The sequence below is a fragment of the Streptomyces sp. NPDC056580 genome (genome assembly GCF_042793175.1).
Taxonomy (GTDB): Bacteria; Actinomycetota; Actinomycetes; order Streptomycetales; family Streptomycetaceae; genus Streptomyces.
The window spans coordinates 72,889-93,516 of sequence record NZ_JBHTVE010000012.1 but is presented as its reverse complement, the minus strand read 5'-3'; the positions used below and the strand labels follow the sequence as shown (position 1 = coordinate 93,516).

20 protein-coding genes are annotated in these 20,628 nt (G+C 74.1%); 7 read left to right on the top strand and 13 right to left on the bottom strand.

Translation table 11 applies throughout. The annotated features are described in order from the left end of the window. Positions 1 to 132: 132 nt before the first annotated feature. The 3 genes from ACFQ9Z_RS26230 to ACFQ9Z_RS26220 form a co-directional block, all read right to left on the bottom strand. Entirely contained in the window at positions 133 to 309 is a 177-nt protein-coding gene (locus ACFQ9Z_RS26230; RefSeq protein ID WP_358931260.1) for a hypothetical protein, read from the bottom strand. A 271-nt stretch (positions 310 to 580) separates the two neighbouring features. Next, entirely contained in the window at positions 581 to 1,225 is a 645-nt protein-coding gene (locus ACFQ9Z_RS26225) for a DUF899 domain-containing protein (RefSeq protein WP_383023290.1), read from the bottom strand. Positions 1,226 to 1,416: 191 nt separating this feature from the next. Continuing rightward, entirely contained in the window at positions 1,417 to 3,276 is a 1,860-nt protein-coding gene (locus ACFQ9Z_RS26220) for an FUSC family protein (protein ID WP_383023287.1), read from the bottom strand. 267 nt (positions 3,277 to 3,543) lie between these two features. On the opposite strand from ACFQ9Z_RS26220, the gene ACFQ9Z_RS26215 reads away from it, so the two are divergent. Both ACFQ9Z_RS26215 and ACFQ9Z_RS26210 read left to right on the top strand, forming a co-directional pair. Then, a complete protein-coding gene (locus ACFQ9Z_RS26215; protein ID WP_383023283.1) occupies positions 3,544 to 3,960 on the top strand; it encodes a RidA family protein in 417 nt (138 codons plus the stop codon). Beyond that, a complete protein-coding gene (locus ACFQ9Z_RS26210) occupies positions 3,957 to 4,424 on the top strand; it encodes a GNAT family N-acetyltransferase (protein ID WP_383023280.1) in 468 nt (155 codons plus the stop codon). Before ACFQ9Z_RS26215 ends, ACFQ9Z_RS26210 begins: the two co-directional genes overlap by 4 nt. A gap of 96 nt (positions 4,425 to 4,520) precedes the next feature. Here ACFQ9Z_RS26210 and ACFQ9Z_RS26205 read toward each other — a convergent pair whose 3' ends face one another. After that, positions 4,521 to 5,216: a uracil-DNA glycosylase gene (locus tag ACFQ9Z_RS26205; protein WP_383023278.1), complete on the bottom strand. Its 696-nt coding sequence runs from the start codon at positions 5,214 to 5,216 to the stop codon at positions 4,521 to 4,523. Between the two features lie 177 nt (positions 5,217 to 5,393). On the opposite strand from ACFQ9Z_RS26205, the gene ACFQ9Z_RS26200 reads away from it, so the two are divergent. Continuing rightward, positions 5,394 to 6,068 carry an RNA-binding S4 domain-containing protein gene (locus tag ACFQ9Z_RS26200; protein ID WP_383023276.1) on the top strand — a complete coding sequence of 225 codons (675 nt, stop codon included), beginning with the start codon at positions 5,394 to 5,396 and terminating at the stop codon, positions 6,066 to 6,068. 160 nt (positions 6,069 to 6,228) lie between these two features. On the opposite strand, the gene ACFQ9Z_RS26195 is transcribed toward ACFQ9Z_RS26200, so the two are convergent. The 3 genes from ACFQ9Z_RS26195 to ACFQ9Z_RS26185 form a co-directional block, all read right to left on the bottom strand. Next, on the bottom strand, positions 6,229 to 6,678 hold the full coding sequence (locus ACFQ9Z_RS26195) for a DoxX family protein (RefSeq protein ID WP_383023274.1): 450 nt from the start codon (positions 6,676 to 6,678) through the stop codon (positions 6,229 to 6,231). A gap of 83 nt (positions 6,679 to 6,761) precedes the next feature. Then, a complete protein-coding gene (locus ACFQ9Z_RS26190; RefSeq protein ID WP_383023272.1) occupies positions 6,762 to 7,442 on the bottom strand; it encodes a class I SAM-dependent methyltransferase in 681 nt (226 codons plus the stop codon). A gap of 75 nt (positions 7,443 to 7,517) precedes the next feature. After that, positions 7,518 to 8,426 (bottom strand): acyltransferase domain-containing protein, encoded by a 909-nt coding sequence (locus tag ACFQ9Z_RS26185; RefSeq protein WP_383023269.1) that lies wholly within the window; start codon positions 8,424 to 8,426, stop codon positions 7,518 to 7,520. Positions 8,427 to 8,491: 65 nt separating this feature from the next. Here ACFQ9Z_RS26185 and ACFQ9Z_RS26180 point away from each other — a divergent pair, with 65 nt between their 5' ends. Next, positions 8,492 to 8,788 (top strand): DUF6343 family protein, encoded by a 297-nt coding sequence (locus ACFQ9Z_RS26180; protein ID WP_383023267.1) that lies wholly within the window; start codon positions 8,492 to 8,494, stop codon positions 8,786 to 8,788. A 24-nt stretch (positions 8,789 to 8,812) separates the two neighbouring features. Here the strand turns inward: ACFQ9Z_RS26180 and ACFQ9Z_RS26175 are convergent, their stop codons facing one another. From ACFQ9Z_RS26175 to rpsA, 4 genes are all read right to left on the bottom strand, one after another. Further along, entirely contained in the window at positions 8,813 to 9,193 is a 381-nt protein-coding gene (locus ACFQ9Z_RS26175) for a M48 family metallopeptidase (RefSeq protein ID WP_143636263.1), read from the bottom strand. Between the two features lie 49 nt (positions 9,194 to 9,242). Next, positions 9,243 to 9,890, bottom strand: coding sequence for a dephospho-CoA kinase (gene coaE / locus ACFQ9Z_RS26170; protein WP_383023264.1), 648 nt, complete (start codon positions 9,888 to 9,890; stop codon positions 9,243 to 9,245). A 66-nt stretch (positions 9,891 to 9,956) separates the two neighbouring features. Continuing rightward, the gene (locus tag ACFQ9Z_RS26165; RefSeq protein ID WP_383023261.1) at positions 9,957 to 10,895 is read right to left on the bottom strand and encodes a PAC2 family protein; all 939 of its coding nucleotides are present in this window, start codon (positions 10,893 to 10,895) and stop codon (positions 9,957 to 9,959) included. Positions 10,896 to 11,162: 267 nt separating this feature from the next. After that, positions 11,163 to 12,656, bottom strand: a complete 1,494-nt coding sequence (rpsA, locus tag ACFQ9Z_RS26160; protein WP_009322963.1) for a 30S ribosomal protein S1 — start codon at positions 12,654 to 12,656, stop codon at positions 11,163 to 11,165. Between the two features lie 361 nt (positions 12,657 to 13,017). Between rpsA and ACFQ9Z_RS26155 the strand changes: the two genes are divergently transcribed. Then, on the top strand, positions 13,018 to 13,845 hold the full coding sequence (locus tag ACFQ9Z_RS26155) for a class I SAM-dependent methyltransferase (protein ID WP_383023880.1): 828 nt from the start codon (positions 13,018 to 13,020) through the stop codon (positions 13,843 to 13,845). Positions 13,846 to 14,050: 205 nt separating this feature from the next. Next, positions 14,051 to 16,891 (top strand): ATP-dependent RNA helicase, encoded by a 2,841-nt coding sequence (locus tag ACFQ9Z_RS26150; RefSeq protein WP_383023258.1) that lies wholly within the window; start codon positions 14,051 to 14,053, stop codon positions 16,889 to 16,891. A gap of 87 nt (positions 16,892 to 16,978) precedes the next feature. On the opposite strand, the gene ACFQ9Z_RS26145 is transcribed toward ACFQ9Z_RS26150, so the two are convergent. After that, positions 16,979 to 18,727: a lytic transglycosylase domain-containing protein gene (locus ACFQ9Z_RS26145; protein WP_383023255.1), complete on the bottom strand. Its 1,749-nt coding sequence runs from the start codon at positions 18,725 to 18,727 to the stop codon at positions 16,979 to 16,981. Between the two features lie 322 nt (positions 18,728 to 19,049). Here ACFQ9Z_RS26145 and ACFQ9Z_RS26140 point away from each other — a divergent pair, with 322 nt between their 5' ends. Then, a complete protein-coding gene (locus tag ACFQ9Z_RS26140) occupies positions 19,050 to 19,910 on the top strand; it encodes a DUF4184 family protein (protein WP_383023253.1) in 861 nt (286 codons plus the stop codon). Between the two features lie 25 nt (positions 19,911 to 19,935). On the opposite strand, the gene ACFQ9Z_RS26135 is transcribed toward ACFQ9Z_RS26140, so the two are convergent. Further along, the gene (locus tag ACFQ9Z_RS26135; RefSeq protein WP_383023251.1) at positions 19,936 to 20,343 is read right to left on the bottom strand and encodes a hypothetical protein; all 408 of its coding nucleotides are present in this window, start codon (positions 20,341 to 20,343) and stop codon (positions 19,936 to 19,938) included. Between the last annotated feature and the right edge of the window lie 285 nt (positions 20,344 to 20,628).

Below are 20,628 nucleotides of genomic sequence, written 5' to 3'. Positions count from 1 at the left end.
ACGAAGCCGTACCCGCCGCGGGCCGGGCGGAGCCCGGTGAGGGCGCCGCGGGCCGGGCCCAGCCCGGGGAAGACGCCGCGGGCCGGGCGACGCGCGGTGAGGGCGCCGGTCCCGGGGCCGGGCGCAGCCGGCTCACTCGACACCGTCGCCGCCCCGCACGATCACCAGGAACGTGTCCGTCGCCAGATCCATGACGACCTCGGCGGGCAGACCTTCGAGACGCCGCGCGTGCGCGAACTCCTCGGCGGGCCAGGATCCCCGCGGGCCGCCTGCGGGAAAGCGTTCGAGCACCGTTCGCCCGTTCACCATCTCGCACCTCCAGAAGCGTTGTACTCGTGAGAGTTAACGCTCTGAGGAGGGCGAACGCCTCGCCCAGTGACCCGACTGAGACCTTCTTGACACCCGTTCAGCGCGGACCGTGAGAATCCGTTCACCTTGCGGCACGAACCGTACGTTCCGCGACGGGTCCGGTGCTTTACGTGTCAGTCTCGCGCCCGGGCGCGTGGCCGCCGAGGTGCGGCGCCGCCCGCGGTGAGGCGTGGCGTCGGCCGCGGCGCCGGTCGCGGTCCCCGCGGATACGTCAGTCCTGGTACTCGTCGTGGTAGCGGAGCCGGCCGCTGCCGAGCGGGTTGCGGCCGAGCGCGGTCAGGTCCAGCAGGCCGGCGAGGGTGCCCAGGGTGTCCAGGCCGTCGTCGTGGACCGAGTAGGTGTGGAAGACGCGGTCCCGTTCCCGCAGGAAGCAGCTGAGACCAGGCCGCTCGACCGGTTCCCCGGCCCGCTCCACGGTCGCCTCGAAGTCGCGGTTGAACTCGCTGTGGCTGGACGAGTACCAGGGCACCGCCCAGCCCATCCGCGCCTTGAACGGCAGGATCCGGGTGAAGGGCGCGCGGGACACGGCCGCGAACGAGGTGTCGCGGGCGTGCAGGTGGGCGAGGTGGCCGACCTGGTCGAGGAAGGCCGCGCAGCAGGGGCAGCCTGCCTGCCACTCCGGCGCGAACATGAAGTGGTGGACCACGAGTTGGCTCCGGCCCTCGAAGAGGTCCAGGAGGGTGGCTTTGCCGTCGCCGCCCTCGAACACGTACTCCGGGTCGACCTCCACCCTGGGCAGCCGCCGGCGCTCGGCGGCCAGCGCCTCCCGCGCTCTGCGGACCGCCTCCTCCTTGAGCAGCAACGCCTCCCGTGCCGCGCGCCACCGCTCGCGCGAGACGATCTCCGGAAGCGACATGGGCCCTCCTGTCCTACGGCATGTACCAAGTCGGCTCCGGTTGGTGACCGCCGTCGGACGCGGAACTCATCGGAGCCCACGAAGATTCTTTTCTCTCGGCCCGGCCGGCCGGGGAGTGAGGCGCGTCCTCCCGCCGGCAGCAGCCCCCATCCAGCCGGCGGCCGGCGTCCTCCGTGCCGCCCGGTCCGGGACTACGCGGCGACGGGCGGTCCTGCCCACACCTCGCGCCGCTCCAGCTCGTCGAGCAGTTCCTGCAGCAGCCCTGTGTGCCGGGCGGTGAGCCGCCCGGTGTCGTCGAGGTGCACCGCGCAGGCCGTGGTGGTGTCCACGAGGCGCTCCAGGACGACGACGACACCTTCCGTGCCCTCGGTGTGCCGGGCCAGGGCGGGCAGCTCGGCGGCCGAGACCGCGATCGCCGTACGGGCCTCGGCGAGGGTGCGGTAGGCCTCCCGGCGCAGCGCCCACCGTTCGGCCCGGTCGCCGGACTCGCTCAGGACGTGCACCAGGTAGGCGTGCGCGGCGCTCCCCGCGGTGTCGAGCCGGGCCCGTACTCCGCCGCCCCGCTCGCCGGGCATCGGCAGATGCCCGACGACCAGCACGATCGCGCAGGCCAGCAGGGTCTCGCCGATGCGGCTCAGCGAAGCCTGCGGCTCGCCGCCGATCATGACCAGGGCGAGCACCAGGGGGGTGATGACGGCGGTCAGCGCCGCGAAGTTCCGGGTGGACAGGGGGACGAGCGCCCCGCACACCGTCACCAGGACGACCAGCCCCTCCGGCCGGGGCAGCAGCGCGGCGAGGCCGGCGAACAAGAGGGCGCCGAACACGGTTCCGGCCGCCCGGCACAGCACCCGGGAGGCGAGCGGACCGAGGTCGGGCTTGACCAGGAAGACGGTCGTGGCCGGCAGCCAGTACCAGTGCTGGTGCTGCCCGTACCAGCGGGCGTCGTGCAGCGCCTGGGCGACGGCCGCGCTGGCCCCGAAGCAGAGGGCGACGCGCAGTCCGTACTCCCGGCCGCCGGTGCCGAACGCGGCTCCGACGGCGTCACGGACCGCGGCCCGGACGCCGCGCCGCCGGGCGGCCAGCCGGTGCACGCCGTTCCCGGACCGGTCGAAGGCCTCCGCGGCGCGCAGCAGGGCGTCGTCGAGGGCGCGCAGGGCGGGCGCCGACCGGCTGGGGGCGGGCAGCGGGCCGGTGCCGGTGTCGCCGCGGACGGCGGCGGCCAGCCGCCGGGGTCCTTCGGCCGCCCGCGCGGAGACCGGCTCGCCCGCCCAGGCCAGGGCGGTGGCGGCTTCGGCGAGGGGCAGCGCGGCGGTGAACTGGGCGTGCGGCCGGCGCTCGGCGGCGGAACTGGCGCGGCGGCGCAGCCGGGGTCCGGCCAGGGCGTCCTGGGCGTGGTCCAGGGCGGCGGTGAGCGCGGCCCGCCGGGCCGTGGCGGCCGCGCCGCCCGTGGCGTCGAGCAGCCCGGCGATGGCGTCGTACACATCGGCGACCGCCGCCCGCTCGCCGTCGAAGCGGAAGTCACCGGCGATCGAGCCGGGCGTGGGCAGGGCGAGGCGCAGCAGAAGCAGCCAGCCCGCTCCGGCGAGGAAGACCAGGCCCTGCTGCCAGGCGCTCGCGGCCCCCTGCATTCCGGCGCCGATGGCGGCGGTGACGAGCAGTTGCGTGCCGGCGGAGGAGGCGACGGGTCCGACAGCGCTGATGCCCCCGGCGGCCAGCCCGAGCAAGGTCAGGAGCAGGGTCAGCGGCACCGCGGACAACTGCTGCCCGGCGCAGGCGCCCACGAGCAGCCCGAGCGTCCCGGCCAGCGCGGGCACCCCGAGCCGCATGACGGAGGCCCGCCTGCTGCCGGGCCGGTCGTTGATCCCGGCGAGCATCGCGGCGATGGCGGCGAGCACGCCCAGCGGTGTGCGGCCGGCGAGCATCCCGGTCAGCAGCAGCGGCCCGGCGGCGAGCGCGCCGCGGATCAGCGCGCTCCACGGGACGGGCCCGCGCTGGGTACGCAGGGCATGCGCGAACCAGGGCGGCAGTGACAGTGCGGCGGGGCGCGACACGGGGCTCCTGTCCGTACGAGGGCGATCTGGGCCTTCGGACGACAGTGGCCGAGCGGTGAAGTGCGGTTCCCAGGATAAGCGGCGTACCCCGAAGACCCTGATCCATGATGTTTCCGCGAGGTGAAGTCTTCCCGGTTCGGGCGGGTTTCTTTACGCACGGAACCCGGCTCGCCCCAGGGAGGCCGTCGGGGCGGAAAATCGGGTGCGCGGCACCGGGCGGCCCCCGGATGATCGGAAAGTTGTCCGCCCACCACCCCAGGAGCCGCCATGATCCGGCGAGTGACCTCCCCCGCCCTCTTCCCGCCGCCCGCCTACTCCCACGTCTCCGTCGTCGAGGCGGGCACCAGGCTCGCCTTCCTTGCGGGGGCCGTGCCGCTCGACGAGAAGGGCGAGGTGGTCGGCATCGGGGATCCGGTGCGGCAGGCCGAGCAGGTGATCGCCAACCTGACGGAACAGCTGCGCGCCGTCGGCAGCGGTCTGGAACATGTGCTGGGGACGGAGGTGTACGTCGTCAGCGCCGAGCCCTCCGTGCTGTCCGCGGTGTGGGAGGTCGTCGAGGCCTCCGGGCTGAGCCGTGGCCCGCACTCGTCGACGCTGCTCGGTGTCGCCTGCCTCGGCTACACCGGGCAGCTCGTGGAGATCACGGCGACGGCCGTGGTGCCGGAAGCGGGGGCGGACCGATGACGGCCGTGGACTGTGTCGTGCTGCGACGGGCGGTGGCGGCCGACGCGGCCGCGGCCGCCGACGTCTGGCTGCGGTCGTTCGCGGCCGCGCTGCCCACGGTCGTCCGGCCCCGCACCGACGACGACGTGCGGGACCACTTCCGCGACGTGGTGGTGCCGCTGCGGGAGACCTGGGTCGCCGAGGCGACGGAGGGAGGGCACGGGATCGTCGGCGTGATGGTCCTGGACGGCGCTTCGCTGTCCCAGCTCTACCTGGATCCCGGGTGGCGCGGGCGCGGTGTCGGGGACCGGTTCGTCGCCCTCGCCAAGGAGCGCAGTCCGCAGGGGCTCACGCTGTGGACCTTCCAGGTCAACGAGCCCGCGCACCGCTTCTACGAGCGGCACGGATTCGTCGCCGCCGAGCGCACGGACGGCAGCGGTAACGAGGAACGGGAGCCGGACGTGCGGTACGAGTGGCGGCCCTGAGGGTCGGTCGGCGGCGGTGGGCTCCTCATCGAGGGCCGGGCGGCGATGGTCGGTTCCTCGTCGGGTGGGCGTGTGCCGCGGGGCCGGGAGGAGCGGTCACGGCAGCCCGGCCGTGTCCGCGGCCGTGCGCAGCACCTCGCGGAGCATCCCGGCGGTGAGCCGGCCGGTGAAGGTGTTGCGCTGGCTGACGTGGAAGCAGCCGAAGACGTCCAGGCCGTCGAGGGCGACCCGGGCGCCGTGGGCGAACGCCGGGCGCGGCCGGGGCACGGGCCAGCCCGCCTCGGCGAACGCGGGCAGCGCGGCCTGCCAGCCGAAGGCGCCGAGCACGACGGCGGCCCTGAGCGTCGGCCGCAGCAGCCGCAGCTCCTCCACCAGCCAGGGCCGGCAGGTGTCGCGCTCGGCCGGGGTGGGCTTGTTCGCGGGCGGGGCGCAGTGCACGGGTGAGGTGACGCGGACCCCGTACAGTTCCAGGCCGTCGCCGAGCCGCTCCGAGGTGGGCTGCGAGGCGAGCCCCACGTCGTACAGCGCCTGGTACAGCACGTCGCCGGAGCGGTCACCGGTGAACATACGGCCGGTGCGGTTGCCTCCGTGTGCCGCCGGGGCCAGCCCGATGATCGCGAGTCGGGCGTCGGCCGGGCCGAAGCCGGGCACCGGCCGCCCCCAGTACGTCCAGTCAGCGAACGCGGCCCGCTTGGTCCGGGCCACCTCTTCGCGCCACTCGACCAGCCTCGGGCAGGCCCGGCACTCCGCGACGCGCCGGTCCAGCAGGGTCAGGTCGCTGCTGTCGTCCATGCCGCCACCGTAAGCCCGTCGTGTGCCGGTCCGGTTCAGGGGAGGCGCGCCGCGGACCGCGGGCGGCCGGCCGCTCCGGGAACGCACGCGGGGCCGGGCGGGGAGGCGGGTACGTGGTCAGGACCGTCGCCGGAAAACCCGCACGGCTCTCCCGGCCCGGGGAGTTAGGGTCGGGGCATGGCTTCCGAGGATGCGGACGAGAACGTGCACCGTGAGGGCGGCGAACCGAGCCCCGCCGGAGGTGCCGAGGGTTCCGGGGTCACGGGCTCCCAGTCGCTCGACCCCAAGATCGCCGCCGCGGTGGCCGCCGCCGAGGCGGCCGGTCCGGGTAAGGGCGAGACGGTACGGATCGACAGCTGGATCTGGGCGGTCCGTCTGATCAAGACCCGTTCCCTGGGCGCCACCGCCTGCCGCGGCGGGCACGTGCACGTCAACGGCGAGCGTGTGAAGCCCGCGTACTCCGTGCGCGTCGGCGACGAGGTGCGGCTGCGGCACGAGGGCCGGGAGCGCGTCGTCATCGTCAAGCGGCTGATCCGCAAACGCGTCGGCGCGCCGGTGGCCGTCCAGTGCTACATCGACAACTCCCCGCCTCCGCCGCCCCGCGAGGCCGTGGCTCCGGCCGGTCTGCGCGACCGGGGCGCCGGGCGTCCCACCAAGCGGGACCGCCGTGAGCTGGAACGGCTGCGCGGCCTGGGCGGCTTCGGTGGACCGGGCACGCCTGGCGGGCCGGGTGGGCTGGGCGGAGCGAGTGGTCCGGGTGGGCCCGGTGGCCCGGGACGACCGCCGAGCACCGGCGGGCGCGGCAGGGCGGGCGGGGCCGGAGGGTCCGGCGGGCGTTCACGGGGGCGGTGAGTTCGCCTCCGTCGGGGGCCCCTCCCCCACCCCCTCCCCTCCCCCTCGTTCGGGCGCGATCCGCCGCCCATGGCCGGCGCACGTCGGACGCGCAGCCTGCCTCGTCCGACGTGTGCCTGCCGTGGCCCTTCACCGACTCACCGGCCGTCTGCCGCTCAGGTCATGCCTGGCGTCCGCGTGCCGCGCCCCGCAGCACTCTCAGCAGGTCCTTGTTGTGGGCACGCCGGGCCCAGGCGATCAGCGCGAGCGGCACGATCAGGATCAGGGGGGTCGCCGCGTTCTGACCGTCGAAGGCGGTGAGCTGGACGATGAACGCGCCCACCATCAGCGCGCTCAACGCCATCGCCGCCACCGACTGCAGGACCGGCACCAACAGCGCGACGGCTCCAGCCAGCTCCAGCACCCCGATGGCGTACATGCCCGCGCTGCCCCAGCCCATCCTGTCGAAGGACTCGACGGCCGACGGATGCGCGATCAGCTTGGGAAGCGCGCTCGCGATCCCGTAGAACAGGGCGAGCAGCACCTGCACCGAGCGCAGGGCGATCCGGGCGAAGCGACCGCGGGCGGTCGGGGAGGCGCTGGAGGCGACGCGGGCGGCGGTCTCGGGCATGGTGGTCTCCTGTGTGAAGCGGTCCCGATTGCTGTCACAGAGGTAGACGGGCCCCGTGCCGAGAACTCATCGGTGCTTCGCCGCTACGCCGTCACTACCGCCCTCACCCATGTCCCGTCCGGGGTCAGACGGGCGTCCACCTCCAGTCCCGCCTCCGCCAGCGCCTGTTCGAACTGCTCCTGGGTCAGGGGCCGGCTCAGGAACGTCTGCGTCCAGACCGCGTCCGGGAACACGTACTCGGCGCGCACTGAGTGCACCCCGTCGCCGACCGGTTCGTCGGAGGCGATCCGTACGGTGAAGCCGCTCGGGTCGACCCGCTCTCTGGGTACGTCGGTGTGGTAGTCCTCGCCCTCTCGCTGGATGAGCACGCAGCCGCCCTCCGCCACGTGCCGGGCGCAGGTGCGCAGCAGGCCCCGGCGCACCTCGATGTCCCCGGCGTGGACGAGGAAGGAGGCGAGTATGACCACGTCGAACTTCTCGTCCAGATCGAGTTCTTCGATCGGTCCGCATATGGTGCGTGCGCCGCGGACGTGGGCGAGCATCTCGGCGGACTCGTCCACCGCCGTGACCGTAAAGCCGCGTTGCAGCAGGGCGTGGGTCATCCGGCCCACTCCGCTGCCGAGTTCGAGGATGTGCGCTCCGGCGGGTACGGCGCCCGCGATGATGTCCGGTTCGGCGCCGACCGGGAGCCGTGTGTACAGCTCGACCGCGCAGCCGTCCGGGGTGATCGCACCGGGTCCTGTTCCTTGGTATCCCTCACGCATTTCGACTGTCATGCCGGGAGAACGGGTGGGGTGGGGAGGGGCGTTCCTGAGGGGGCGGTGGTTCACTCGTTCGAGTCAGGTGCTGGGGAACGGGAACCATCCGTGCCCGATGTACCAGTGGCCTCCGGACCGCAGGTGGTCGCCGACGGCCCGTTCGACGGGGGTGTGCCGTGGCAGGTCGGCGATCGGCAGGTCCGGGTCGCCGAAGACGAACCTGACGGGTGTGGTGTCGGCCGGTTCGGGGTCGTCGTGGGCGGTGCGGAACCGTTCCTGGAAGCGGACGATGTTGGAGTGCGCGGGCAGGTACCGCTTCAGCTGGGGGTCGAGCAGCCAGGAGTGGCAGACGGCGACCGGGTGCTTCTCGTCGGGGTAGTGGCGGGCGAAGAAGTCCGCGGCCAGGGCCAGTGAGCGGTCGCAGGCGGCCGGTGTCAGGGGGCCGGTGTAGGCGGGTATGTGGAGGTTCAGGCAGGGCGTCCGTTCGGTCACGTCCAGTCCGGCCGCCGCGAGTGCCGCTGCGGTGCGGGGCCCGAGTGGGGCCCGCTGGAACTGCAGGCGTCCCAGCTGGTAGAGCTCGCCGCGCCAGTGCAGGGTGAGCCAGCGTGGCGCCTGGAGGCCGGCCCGGCCGTGGCGTCTGCGGTGAGTGGTCATGTTGCGGCCGAGGTCGGCGAGGGTGCGCCGGGTGACGTCGGCCGGGATGCCGCGTTCGCGGTGGTGGCGGCGGAGGTGGGGCAGGGCCGCGACGAGGACGTAGACGGGGAAGCAGCGTTGCAGCGGGCCCGCCGGCCAGTCGAGGTCGGGCAGGTCGGCGCCGCCGCGGATCTCTCCGAGGTCGTGCACCAGGCCGGCGACGGCGTTCTCGAGGGACTGCCGCAGTTCGGGGTCGTCGCGCACGCGGCGGGCCATGCGTACGAGGTCGTCGACGTCCTCGAGGGGTACGGCCAGGTCGATGAGTTCCTCGGCCAGCTCGTCGGCGTCCGGCAGCACGCGGTGACCCCCCTTGGTGTGTGTCCCCTCGAAGAGTACGTTGCCAGTCAGGAGTGGTGGTCCGGATGCGTACGGGCAGTGAGCCGGTGACCGCGCGCAGTGCGCTGCGGGCGCGGTTCTGGCTGAGCCTGTGGGGGGTGCTCTGGGCGGTCTTCGGTACGGCGGTGTTCTCGCTGGTCGGGCGTCCTGGCTGGGCGGCCGCGTGCGGGGTGCTGTGGCTGGTGGCCACGGTCGACCTGGCGGTGATCGTCAGGCACATGCGGCAGGGCCCGCACTATCAGCCGGGGCCCGGCGTTCCTCCGTACCCGCCGCCGGAGGGCGGTCCCCGGGGGCCCGGGCCGCCGTGGTCCCGCCGTCCGTGAGGGGTGCCGGCCGGCTGGGCGGGGTCAGGTGTCGAAGCGGGCGGCTTTGAGGTACTGGGGGTTGGGGTCGAGCGCGGCGGCCAGCCGGAAGTGCCGTTTTGCCTGGTCGGGGCGGCCCTGGCGTTCGTAGGTGCGGGCGAGCGCGAAGTGGGCGTAGGCGTTGTCGGGTTCCCGCTCCAGCACGATGGTGAACTCCAGCTCGGCGGGGCGCAGTTGGGCGGCCGCGAAGAAGGCGCGGGCGCGCAGCAGGCGGGCCGCGGTGTTCTCGGGGTGCGCGGCGATGACGCCGTCGAGGAGTTTCACCGCGCCCCGCGGGTCCCGCGCGTTGAGCAGTTGTTCGGCCGCGCGGAAGTCGATGACATGCGTCTCCGGGGTACGTCCGGACGAACCACTGGTCTCGGGCACGGCAGAGTCCTTCCCTCACTGCAGCGGTTCAACGCCCGGGCGGGGTTCGCTATTCCGCGCCGTCCTGCCGCGGGCCGCCGTCCGGGGGCGGTGTGCGGGGCTCGTGCGCCCGGCGCGCGAGTTCGTCCCAGACCTCCGCGACGCGTTTTCTCAGCGTGTCCAGCGGTACGTCGTTGTCGATCACGATGTCGGCGATCTCCCGGCGCTGCTCGCGGGTCGCCTGGGCGGCCATGCGGGCGCGGGCGTCGTCCTCGGTCATGCCGCGCAGTCGTACCAGGCGGTCGAGCTGGGTGGCGGGGCCGGCGTCGACGACGATCACCAGGTCGTAGAGGGGGGCCAGCCCGTTCTCGGTGAGCAGGGGGACGTCGTGGACGACGACGGCGTCCTCGGCGGCGGCGGCCTCCAGCTCGCGGGAGCGGGCGCCGACGAGGGGGTGCACGATCGCGTTGAGGACGGCCAGTTTCCCGGGGTCGGCGAAGACGACGGAGCCGAGCCTGGGCCGGTCCAGGCTGCCGTCGGCGGTGAGGACGTCCACGCCGAAGGCGTCCACCACGGCGGCGAGCCCGGGGGTGCCGGGTGCGACGACCTCGCGTGCGATGCGGTCGGCGTCGATCAGTACCGCGCCGTGCTCCACGAGCAGCCGCGACACCTCGCTCTTGCCGGCGCCGATCCCGCCGGTCAGGCCCACTTTCAGCATGGGCGGAAGCTTAGGCCCTGTCGGTGACAGGGCCGCTTCCGGGCCGGGCCGCGCGGTGCGGCGGTCTCAGTTCTCGCCCTCCCGCTCCGCCAGGAAGCGTTCGAACTCGCGGCCGATCTCGTCGGCGGAGGGGATGTCGACGGGCTCGGCGAGCATGTTGCCCCGGGTTTCGGCGCCCGCGGCCGCGTCGTACTGGTGCTCGAGCCCTTGGACGAGTGCCGTGAGTTCCTCGTCGCCCTCCTGGACCTGCCGGTCGATCTCCGTCTGCGTGCGGTGGGCCTCCGTGCGCAGTGCGTGGGCGACGCCCGGCAGCACCAGGCCGGTGGCGGCCGTGACGGCCTCCAGGACGGTCAGCGCCGCGTCCGGGTAGGGGGAGCGGGCGATGTAGTGCGGGACGTGGGCGGCGACGCCGAGGACGTCGTGCCCGGCCTCGGCGAGGCGGTACTCGACCAGTGCCTCGGCGCTGCCGGGCACCTGGGCCTCCTCGAAGGGGCTGCGGTGTCCGGGGACGAGGTCGGTGCGGTTGCCGTGGGGGGTGAGGCCCACGGGGCGGGTGTGCGGGACGCCCATGGGGATGCCGTGGAAGTTCACGGAGAGCCGGACGCCGAGCCGTTCCACGATCTGCCGTACGGCGGCGGCGAACCGTTCCCACTCGACATCGGGTTCGGGTCCGGACAGCAGCAGGAAGGGGGCGCCGGTGGTGTCCTGGACGAGGTGGACCTCGATGGCCGGCACCTCGTAGTCGGACCAGCTGTCCCGGGTGAAGGTCAGCAGCGGCCGGCGGGCGCGGTAGTCCACGAGCCGGTCGTGGTCGAAGCGTGCCACGAGCTGGTGGGGCAGCGAGTCGAGGAGCCGCTCGACGATCTGGTCGCCGGTCTCGCCCGCGTCGATGTATCCGTCGAAGTGGTAGAGCATGACAAGTCCGGCCGACTCCTGGGCGAGCGCCATGTCGACCACGGCGAGGCCCTTCGGCTCCCATGCGTACAAACCCTGCGGATCAAGCACTGTGACCGCTCCTCCTCGTGTTCCCCATGGACAACGCGCCCTGGAGCGTGGGCATTCCCGTGTCACGGCGCTGATCAGGCGTCCGGCGTCGGCCGCGTTGACGCCCTGTCAGGCCGCGTCGCCGGACGCCCGGCCGTCCTGTGACGGGGCGGGACGGGGGCGTCCGGGCCCCCGGCGAGGCGGGAAGGGTTCCGGGAAACCCAGAGGGGCCGCACCTCGAAAGGTGCGGCCCCTCAGCGGCTATCGGCTAAGCCCGGCGGCTAGCGCTCAGCTCTGGCCTCCGGCCAGCTTCTCGCGCAGCGCGGCCAGCGCCTCGTCCGAGGCGAGGGCACCGGAGGTGTCCGCACCCTCGGAGGAGTACGAACCGCCACCCGACGCGGCCGGAGCGGCGGCCTCGCCACCCTCGGCGGCAGCGGCAGCGTCGGCCTCGCGGGACTTGATGACCTGCTGCTGGTGCTGCTCGAAGCGGGACTGCGCCTCGGCGTACTGGCGCTCCCACTCCTCGCGCTGCTTCTCGTAGCCCTCGAGCCAGTCGTTGGTCTCGGGGTCGAAGCCCTCGGGGTAGATGTAGTTGCCCTGGTCGTCGTAGGACGCGGCCATGCCGTACAGGGTCGGGTCGAACTCGACCGAGGCCGGGTCGGCACCGAAGGACTCGTTGGCCTGCTTCAGCGAGAGGCTGATGCGACGGCGCTCGAGGTCGATGTCGATGACCTTGACGAAGATCTCGTCGTTGACCTGGACGACCTGCTCCGGGATCTCCACGTGGCGCTCGGCCAGCTCGGAGATGTGAACCAGACCCTCGATGCCCTCGTCCACGCGGACGAACGCACCGAACGGAACCAGCTTCGTGACCTTGCCGGGCACGACCTGGCCGATCTGGTGGGTGCGGGCGAACTGCTGCCACGGGTCTTCCTGGGTCGCCTTCAGCGACAGGGAGACGCGCTCGCGGTCCATGTCGACGTCGAGGACCTCGACGGTGACCTCCTGGCCGACCTCGACGACCTCGGAGGGGTGGTCGATGTGCTTCCAGGAGAGCTCGGAGACGTGCACCAGACCGTCGACGCCACCCAGGTCCACGAAGGCACCGAAGTTGACGATCGAGGAGACCACGCCGGAGCGGACCTGACCCTTCTGCAGGGTCGTGAGGAACGTCTGGCGGACCTCGGACTGGGTCTGCTCGAGCCAGGCACGGCGGGACAGGACCACGTTGTTGCGGTTCTTGTCCAGCTCGATGATCTTGGCCTCGAGCTCCTTGCCGACGTACGGCTGCAGGTCGCGGACGCGGCGCATCTCGACCAGGGAGGCCGGCAGGAAGCCACGGAGGCCGATGTCGAGGATGAGACCACCCTTGACGACCTCGATGACGGTACCGGTGACGATGCCGTCCTCTTCCTTGATCTTCTCGATGGTGCCCCAGGCACGCTCGTACTGGGCGCGCTTCTTCGAGAGGATCAGGCGGCCTTCCTTGTCCTCCTTCTGGAGGACAAGGGCCTCGATCTCGTCGCCGACGGCGACGACCTCGTTCGGGTCGACGTCGTGCTTGATCGAGAGCTCTCGGCTCGGGATGACACCTTCGGTCTTGTAACCGATGTCGAGCAGGACCTCGTCCCGGTCGACCTTCACGATGACGCCGTCGACGATGTCGCCGTCGTTGAAGTACTTGATCGTCTCGTCGATCGCTGCGAGGAAGGCTTCCTCGTTACCGATGTCGTTGACCGCTACCTGCGGGGTGGTGGCGGTGGTCTCGGTGCTGCTCGTCATGTGGGAAAGGGCTCCGGTACGGACATTGAAGTCGTAGGCACTGCTTACGCCGGGAGCCCGTTTCGCTCTGCAGAAGCCGGACAGCCAAGGAAGCGCCTCACCAGGTGACCAGTGATGACGCCTCGACAACCGAGGGGACATACAACAGATGCGAGCGCAGCCTGCTACGTCTGAGGTGCGCAGGCCCGCAGCGCAACTTGTAGCATACGGGGGCAGCCGGGCATGGTCAATGCGCGAAGGCGCACACCGGGGGCGGATAGCCGCATAACCGGCACAGGAAACGTCCCGTGGGCCGCTCGGGCCTTCGTTCTCGCCGTGTCGTGCCCGGCGGGTTGGACGGAAGAGTACGACGAGGGAGCCGATCATCCAAGAGCCGGAACCGCTCGACCCGGACGGGTTCGAGCCGGAAGCCACCCGCCGTGACGCCGGGGTCGCGGAGAGCAGCCGGGCCAACCGTGGCTGGTGGGACCGCAACGCCGACGAGTACCAGGTCGAGCACGGGACGTTCCTCGGTGACGACCGCTTCGTGTGGGGCCCGGAGGGCCTGGACGAGGTGGAGGCCGAGCTGCTGGGCCCGCCGGAGGAGCTGAAGGGCAAGGAGGTCCTGGAGATCGGGGCGGGCGCCGCCCAGTGCTCGCGCTGGCTGGCCGCCCAGGGCGCCCGGCCGGTGGCCCTCGACCTCTCGCACCGCCAGCTCCAGCACGCGCTGCGCATCGGCGGGTCGTTCCCGCTCGTGTGCGCGGACGCCGGCGCGCTGCCGTTCGCGGACGGTTCCTTCGACCTGGTGTGCTCCGCGTACGGGGCGTTGCCGTTCGTCGCCGATCCGCGGCTGGTGCTGCGGGAGGTACGCCGGGTGCTGCGGCCGGGTGGCCGGTTCGTCTTCTCGGTGACGCACCCGATCCGGTGGGCCTTCCCGGACGAGCCCGGCCCCGAGGGGCTGTCGGTGTCCGCCTCCTACTTCGACCGCACGCCCTACGTGGAGCAGGACGAGGAGGGCCGGGCGGTGTACGTGGAGCACCACAGGACGCTCGGGGACCGGGTCCGGGACGTCGTGGCCTCGGGGCTGCGGCTGGTGGACCTGGTGGAGCCGGAGTGGCCGGCGTGGAACACCTCGGAGTGGGGCGGCTGGTCCCCGCTGCGCGGGAACCTGATCCCGGGCACGGCGATCTTCGTGTGCGAGCGGGACTGAGCACGACGTTTACTGCCCGCGCGCGCGTGCGTGTGTGCGTGCGCACTCGAGCTGTGGTCGTCCGTGCGCGCGGGCGCGCATGGAACGTGCGGAAGGCGCGGCGCGGCGGACCCCGTCGGTGGCGGATCCCGTCGGTCGTGAAGCGCCGTCGTCCCTGCGCGCACGCGCGTGCGGGACGGTTCCGCCGCCGTACGACACTGGGGACGTGATCCGTAACGACGCCCTCGACTCGCTGCCCGTGCGGGCCGCTCTGCCCGCCCTGACCGAGGCCCTGGACGCGGACGGCACGGCCGTCCTGGTGGCGCCGCCGGGCACCGGCAAGACGACTCTGGTGCCGCTGGTGCTCGCCGGGCTGGCCGGCGGCGGTCCCGCGCGGCGTGTAGTGGTGGCCGAGCCGCGGCGGATCGCGGCGCGGGCGGCGGCCCGGCGGATGGCGTGGCTGCTCGGCGAGCGGACCGGCGACAGCGTCGGCTACACGGTCCGCGGTGAGCGCGTGGTGGGACGGCGCACGCGCGTGGAGGTCGTGACCACGGGTGTGCTGCTGCAGCGGCTGCAGCGGGACCAGGAGCTGGCGGGTGTCGACGTGGTGGTGCTCGACGAGTGTCACGAGCGGCATCTGGACGCCGACACTGTGGCCGCCTTCCTGTGGGACGTGCGGCAGGCGCTGCGTCCTGAGCTGCGGCTGGTGGCGGCGTCGGCGACCACGGACGCCGAGGCGTGGGCGCGGCTGCTGGGCGGGGCGCGGGTGGTGGAGGCGGCAGGCGTCGCGCATCCGGTGGAGGTCGTGTGGGCGCCTCCGGCGCGTCCGGTGCGGCCGCCGCACGGGATGCGGGTGGATCCGGCGCTGCTCGCCCATGTGGCCTCGGTGGTGCGGCGGGCGCTGGCCGAGCGGGAGGGGGACGTGCTGTGTTTCCTGCCCGGCGTGGGTGAGATCGCGCGCGTGGCGGGTCAGCTTGGCGATCTGGGGGCGGTGGAGGTGCTCCAGGTGCACGGCCGGGCGCCGGCCGCCGTGCAGGACGCGGTGCTGGCGCCGGGCCGGGGGCGCCGGGTGGTGCTGGCGACGTCGGTGGCGGAGTCGTCGCTGACGGTGCCCGGGGTGCGGGTGGTGGTGGACGCGGGTCTGGCGCGGGAGCCGCGGGTGGACCACGCGCGCGGGCTGAGCGGGCTGGTGACGGTGCGGGCGTCGCGCGCCGCCGGGCGGCAGCGGGCGGGGCGGGCCGGGCGTGAGGCGCCGGGCTGGGTGTACCGGTGCTGGACGGAGGCCGAGGACGGCCGGCTGGCGGCTTTCCCGGCGCCGGAGATCAAGGTGGCCGATCTGACGGCGTTCGCCCTTCAGGTGGCCTGCTGGGGCGACCCGGACGCCTCGGGGCTTGCGCTGCCGGATCCGCCGCCGGGCGGCGCGATGGCGGCGGCGCGCGGGGTGCTGACGGCCGTGGGCGCGGTGGACCCGGCGGGACGGGCCACCGGGCTCGGGGTGCGGCTGGGCCGGCTGGGGGTCCATCCGCGGCTGGGCCGGGCCCTGCTGGACACCGCCGGGGACGGCGCCGAGGCCGTCGCCCTTCTGTCCGAGGAGGTGCCGCGGGAGTACGGGGACGATCTCGCCGGGGCTCTGCGACGGGCCCGGCACGGGGGTGACGCCTACGCGGGTCGCTGGGCCGCGGAGGTACGGCGGCTGCGGGCGGTGTCGTCGGCGTCAGTCCCGCCCGCCGGCGGTCCGGAGCCGCGGGCGGGCGCCGAAGGTGCGGTGGCGGCGGGCGCCGGAGGTGCCGGGACGGCAGGAGCCGGGGAAGCTGTGGCGGTGGGGCTCGGGGAAGCCGCGGCGGTGGGGCTCGGGGAAGCCGCGACGGCAGGGCCCGGGAACGCGGAGACCACGGCCCCCAGGGAAACCACGACGGCAGGACCTGGGAAAGCTGCGGCGGCGCGGCTCAGGAAAGCCGCGACGGCCGGACCCGGGAACGCGGAGACCACGGCCCCCAGGGAAACCACGACGGCGCGACCCAGAGAAGCTGCGGCGGCGCGGCCCAGGGAAGCCGCGGCCTCGGTGTCCGGCGAAGTCGCGGCCTCGGTGTCCGGGGAGGACGGGCTGGTCGGGGCGACCGTCGCGCTGGCGTTTCCGGAGCGCGTCGCCAGGCTGGACGGCGGCTCGTACCTGATGGTCTCCGGGACCCGCGCCGAGCTGGGCGAGGGGTCGGCGCTGCGGGGTGCGCCCTGGATCGTCGTCGCCGTCGCCGACCGGGCCGCGGGGAAGGGGCACGCGCGCGTGCGGCTGGGGGCGGCCGTGACCGAGGACGTGGCCCGGGCCGCCGCCGGCGCGCTGCTCGAGGAGCGGGACGAGGTGCGCTGGGCCGGCGGTGACGTCGTGGCCCGGCATGTGGAAAGCCTGGGAGCCGTGGAGCTGGCCGCGCGGCCGCTGCGGCAGGCCGATCCCGGGCTCGTGCGCGCGGCGCTGCTGGAGGGTCTGCGGGCCGAGGGGCTGGGGCTGCTGCGCTGGTCGCCGGAGGCCACGGCCCTGCGGCAGCGGCTGGCGTTCCTGCGGACGCAGGTCGGCGGGCCCTGGCCGGACGTCTCGGACGAGGCGCTGCACGCGCGCGCGGACGAGTGGCTGGAGCCGGAGCTGGGCCGGGCGCGGCGCCGGGCGGATCTGGCGCGGATAGACGCCGGGCAGGCGCTGGCGCGGCTGCTGCCGTGGGCGAGCGGGGACGCGGTCCGGCTGGACGAGCTGGCGCCCGAGCGGATCACCGTGCCCAGTGGGTCCAGGATCCGGATCGACTACCGGGATCCGGAGCGGCCGGTGCTCGCCGTGAAGCTGCAGGAGATGTTCGGGCTGCGCGAGACGCCGGCCGTGGCGGGGGTGCCGCTGCTCGTGCACCTGCTCTCGCCGGCCGGGCGGCCCGCCGCCGTCACGGCCGACCTCGCCTCCTTCTGGCGCGAGGGCTACCGGGGTGTGCGCGCCGAGCTGCGGGGGCGCTACCCGAAGCATCCGTGGCCAGAGGACCCGGCGGCCGCGGAGCCCACCCGGCACACCAACGCCCGGTTGCGGCGCTGACGCCGGCCGCTCGCGCGGCGAGGGCGCCCGTCCGCCGGTGCGGAGGGGCGCCCTCGCCGCGTCGGGCCGGTCGTGCCGTGGGTGCCGTCAGGAGGTCGCGGACGGGCTCGGCGAGGGGCTCGCGGAGGCGTCGGCGGCGGCGACCTTCAGCTCGACGGTGACGGTGCCGCCGCCCGGGGTGGTGATCCTGAGCAGGAAAGTGCCGGTGGTGTCGTCGGCGTACAGCGCGGGCAGCGTGAGCAGGCCCTTGGCGTCGGTCACGAGGCCGGTGAGGGTGCGTACCGGCTTGCCGTCGGCGTCCTTGAAGTAGGGCCCCTTGTCGTTCTCGGTGGCGTCGTCGGCGGCCTTGATCAGGGTGGCGGTGGCGGCGACCCGGTCCGCGGCCGCTCCCTTGTACGTGGCCTGCACCTGGACCTTCTCGGCGAACTCGGCGCCCGGGGTGCAGGTCAGCGCGGTGTCGCCGGTGCGGGTGAGGGTGTCGGCGGCGTGCTCGGTGACGGTGGCGGTGTAGCCGACGTTCTTGACCTGGTGGCCGACGACCGCCGTGGTGATCTTGAAGTCGCCGGTCTTCTCGCCCGCCTGGAGGGCCGGGGCGACCGCCACGCCCTTGGCGTCGGTGACGACGGTGGCGATGTTCTCGCCGCCGGCGAAGGTGGCGTCGGTGTCGCCGGTGATGGTGAAGCGGACCCTGACCTTGGCGACGGCCATGCCCGCCTTGGTCTCGGCGCGGGTGCTGATGCGCTGGTCGAAGGCGTCGCCGGCCATGGCGGTGAGCTTGGCGGTGCCCGCGTCCTCGAGGTGGTCGACGGTCTCCGACGGCGTGGGCTGCTTCGGCGGGACCGGCGGCTTCGGCGGCTGCGGGTCCGGGGTCTGGCTGCCGCCGCCCGGCTGGTGCGGCTCGGTGTCGGGCTTCGGGTCCGGCTTGGTGTCGGGCTTGGTGTCGGGCTTCGTACCGGGCGGGTCGGACGGTGCCGTGGTGTGGGTGCGCGGGGTGCCGTCGTCGCTGCGGTGGCCGGGCACCCGGCCGGTGCCGTCGGGCACGGAGTGGGTGCCCTTGCGGTAGTACTGCAGCCAGTTCAGGACCAGGTTCAGGTAGTCCTGCGAGTTGTTGTAGCTGAGGATCGCGCTGTGCAGGCCGGCCTGGGTGGACATGTCCCAGTCGTTGCGGCACAGGTAGTGGCCGGCGGCGAGCGCGGCGTCGTAGACGTTGTTGGGGTCGGCCTTGCCGTCGCCGTTGCCGTCGCGGCCGGCCCAGGCCCAGGTGGAGGGGATGAACTGCATCGGGCCGATGGCCTGGTCGTACTGGCTGTTGCCGTCGTACTCGCCGTGGTCGGTGTCCTTGATGAGCGCGAAGCCGTTGCCGTCGAGCTGCGGACCGAGGATCCGGCCGATCGTCGTGCCGTTGGCGTCCACGCGGCCGCCGCGGGCCTGACCCGACTCCACCTTGCCGATGGCGGCCAGGAGTTGCCACGGCAGGTTGCAGCCAGGCTTGGAGGAGCGCAGCTCGGCCTCGGCCTTCTTGTAGGCGTCGAGGACGGTCGCGGGGATGCCGGCCTCCGCCTCCCCCCGGGCGACGGGCTCACCGGCCGTCGACGAGGGGCTGGGGTTGGGGCTCTTCAGCGGCGGAAGGTCCGTGTAGTAGGGCGAGTTGCCGGTGGCGTCGCCGCCGGAGGCCGCGTCGGGTACGGGGCTGCTGGAGCCGGCCGAGGCCGGTCTGCCGTGGTCGTCGCCGGCCGCTCCCGGAGCCTGGGACGCGGACAGTGCCGCGACCGCCGCCGCGGCCACGGCGGTGGTCGCCGCTCCCTTGCGCAGCCGCCTGCCGAAATGCGCCGCCATAGAGTGAACCCCTCCCGTGGACGCGTGCTCGCGTCCGTCTCCGTCTGTCTGCCTCGCTCTGGTGTGACGGTTGACCCGGTGCTCTGGTTGCCCCTGTTCCGCCTTTCCGTCCGTGCGACGGGTGTGCGACCGTGCCGACCGGCACGGCAGCCCAGGTGACCCTACGACAACTTGTGTGCCGGGGGCACCCGTTCGAGTCCGGTTTTCCCCGGTTGGCCGACGACTGTCGCATCGCGGGATCGGGTGCGGGGCCGACGCATACTGGACCGGACGTGATCACCGGTCGCGAAGCCGTGGCCGACGACCGCCCGAGGGGGCCTCGTTGCCGTTCACACTCAGTCATGCGGCGGCCGTGCTGCCGGCCATCCGCCGCGACGGCGGCGGACGCGGCCGGCTGGTGCCCTCGGTGCTCGTCGCGGGCTCCTTCGCGCCCGACCTGACCTACTACGCGGCTGGCGTCCGGCCGGAGGCGATGGGGTTCGGGACGGTCACGCACTCCCTGCCGGGGGTGGCGGGCGTGGACGTGCTCATCGCGTGGGCGCTGGTGGGGCTGTGGCTGTTCGTGCGGGAGCCGCTGGTGGCGCTGCTCCCCCGGGCCCGCCAGAGCGGCCCGGCCGCCCTGCTGCGCTGCGGTGCGCCGCGCGCGCGTGTGCGAGCCGGCCGCGTGCTGTGGTGGTACGTGTCGGCGGTGCTCGGGGCGCTGACGCACGTGGCGTGGGACGCGTTCACGCACCACGACCGTTGGGGGTCGCGGCTGGTCCCGTGGCTCGGCGGGGTGGCGGCGGGGCTGCCGCGGTACACCTGGCTGCAGTACGGCTCGTCGGCGGTGGCCGCCGTGGTGATCGCCGTGTTCCTGGCGGGGGCCCTGCGGCGGGCGCCCGCCGGCCGCCCGGCGGGGGTGCCCGCACTGTCCGTGCGGGACCGGTGGTGGGCCGCTGCGGTGCTGGGCGGCTGTGCGCTGGCCGGGGTGGTGCAGCGGGTGGTGCGGTGGTGGGCGTACCGGGGTGCCTCCGTGCGGCCGCTGGACCTGGTGCCGACCCTGTGCTTCGGCGCGGGCGCCGGGCTGCTGCTCGGGCTCCTGCTGTACGCGGCCGGGGTCAGGGTGTGGCGGCGCCCGGCCCCGGGTCCGGGCGGTCCCGGAGAGACGACCGGTGCCGGACGGGACCGGTCCGCCGTGCGGTGAGGGACGACCGCCAGGACAACCGGGGTCAGGATGCGGCATCCGGCCCCGGGGTTGGGCGGTCCTGGTGGGGTGGCCGGTGCCGGACGGGGCCGGGTGGCTGTTCGGTGAGGGAGGCCACGAAGACGGTGAGGGTGGGCCTGGACCGGGTGCGGGGGACGGCGGTGAGCAGGAGCGCGAGGTAGCCGCGGGCGAGGTCCGCCCAGGCCCGCCGGTGGGCGGCGCGGCGGATGCGGGCGGCCGGCCGGCGCAGCAGGCGGGCGATGGCACGGCGGGCGGCCGCGGCCCGGTCGGCGGGGATGCGGGCGGTGCTTGCGCCGGGCGCGAGGGCCGGGACCGGTGAGGCGGCCGCGGCCGGGCCGGAGGCGCTGCCGGCCTCGGCCCGGGTGCCGCCGAGGATCTCGGGCGTCCGGCGGTGGAGCGTGCGTATACCCATGCCCGCAGTGTTGCGGCTGCGGGCACGAGGCTGCGTTCTGGCGGGGGCCACGTGAGTGAAGCACCCGGCCGGGGCTGCGCCGGTCAGGGGGCGGGGTGCGGTGCCCGGCAGGGGCGCGACGCGTATCTCACCGCACCCCCCACAGGCACCGGGACCGCCCGTCGTGGTCGCAGTGCCCGGCGGGGGCGCAGTGCGTACGTCACCGCGCCCCCGCGGACTCTGCGACCGCCGACCGTCCTCCCTGTGCCCAGCAGGGGCGCGGCGCGCACGTCAGCGCACCCCCGC

What these genes read in the sequence shown, in the direction of transcription:
- ACFQ9Z_RS26230 (WP_358931260.1), bottom strand. Translation starts at nt 309, where the DNA reads ATGGTGAACGGGCGAACGGTGCTCGAACGCTTTCCCGCAGGCGGCCCG.
- ACFQ9Z_RS26225 (WP_383023290.1), bottom strand. Translation starts at nt 1,225, where the DNA reads ATGTCGCTTCCGGAGATCGTCTCGCGCGAGCGGTGGCGCGCGGCACGG.
- ACFQ9Z_RS26215 (WP_383023283.1), top strand. Translation starts at nt 3,544, where the DNA reads ATGATCCGGCGAGTGACCTCCCCCGCCCTCTTCCCGCCGCCCGCCTAC.
- ACFQ9Z_RS26210 (WP_383023280.1), top strand. Translation starts at nt 3,957, where the DNA reads ATGACGGCCGTGGACTGTGTCGTGCTGCGACGGGCGGTGGCGGCCGAC.
- ACFQ9Z_RS26205 (WP_383023278.1), bottom strand. Translation starts at nt 5,216, where the DNA reads ATGGACGACAGCAGCGACCTGACCCTGCTGGACCGGCGCGTCGCGGAG.
- ACFQ9Z_RS26200 (WP_383023276.1), top strand. Translation starts at nt 5,394, where the DNA reads ATGGCTTCCGAGGATGCGGACGAGAACGTGCACCGTGAGGGCGGCGAA.
- ACFQ9Z_RS26195 (WP_383023274.1), bottom strand. Translation starts at nt 6,678, where the DNA reads ATGCCCGAGACCGCCGCCCGCGTCGCCTCCAGCGCCTCCCCGACCGCC.
- ACFQ9Z_RS26190 (WP_383023272.1), bottom strand. Translation starts at nt 7,442, where the DNA reads ATGCGTGAGGGATACCAAGGAACAGGACCCGGTGCGATCACCCCGGAC.
- ACFQ9Z_RS26180 (WP_383023267.1), top strand. Translation starts at nt 8,492, where the DNA reads ATGCGTACGGGCAGTGAGCCGGTGACCGCGCGCAGTGCGCTGCGGGCG.
- coaE (WP_383023264.1), bottom strand. Translation starts at nt 9,890, where the DNA reads ATGCTGAAAGTGGGCCTGACCGGCGGGATCGGCGCCGGCAAGAGCGAG.
- rpsA (WP_009322963.1), bottom strand. Translation starts at nt 12,656, where the DNA reads ATGACGAGCAGCACCGAGACCACCGCCACCACCCCGCAGGTAGCGGTC.
- ACFQ9Z_RS26145 (WP_383023255.1), bottom strand. Translation starts at nt 18,727, where the DNA reads ATGGCGGCGCATTTCGGCAGGCGGCTGCGCAAGGGAGCGGCGACCACC.
- ACFQ9Z_RS26135 (WP_383023251.1), bottom strand. Translation starts at nt 20,343, where the DNA reads ATGGGTATACGCACGCTCCACCGCCGGACGCCCGAGATCCTCGGCGGC.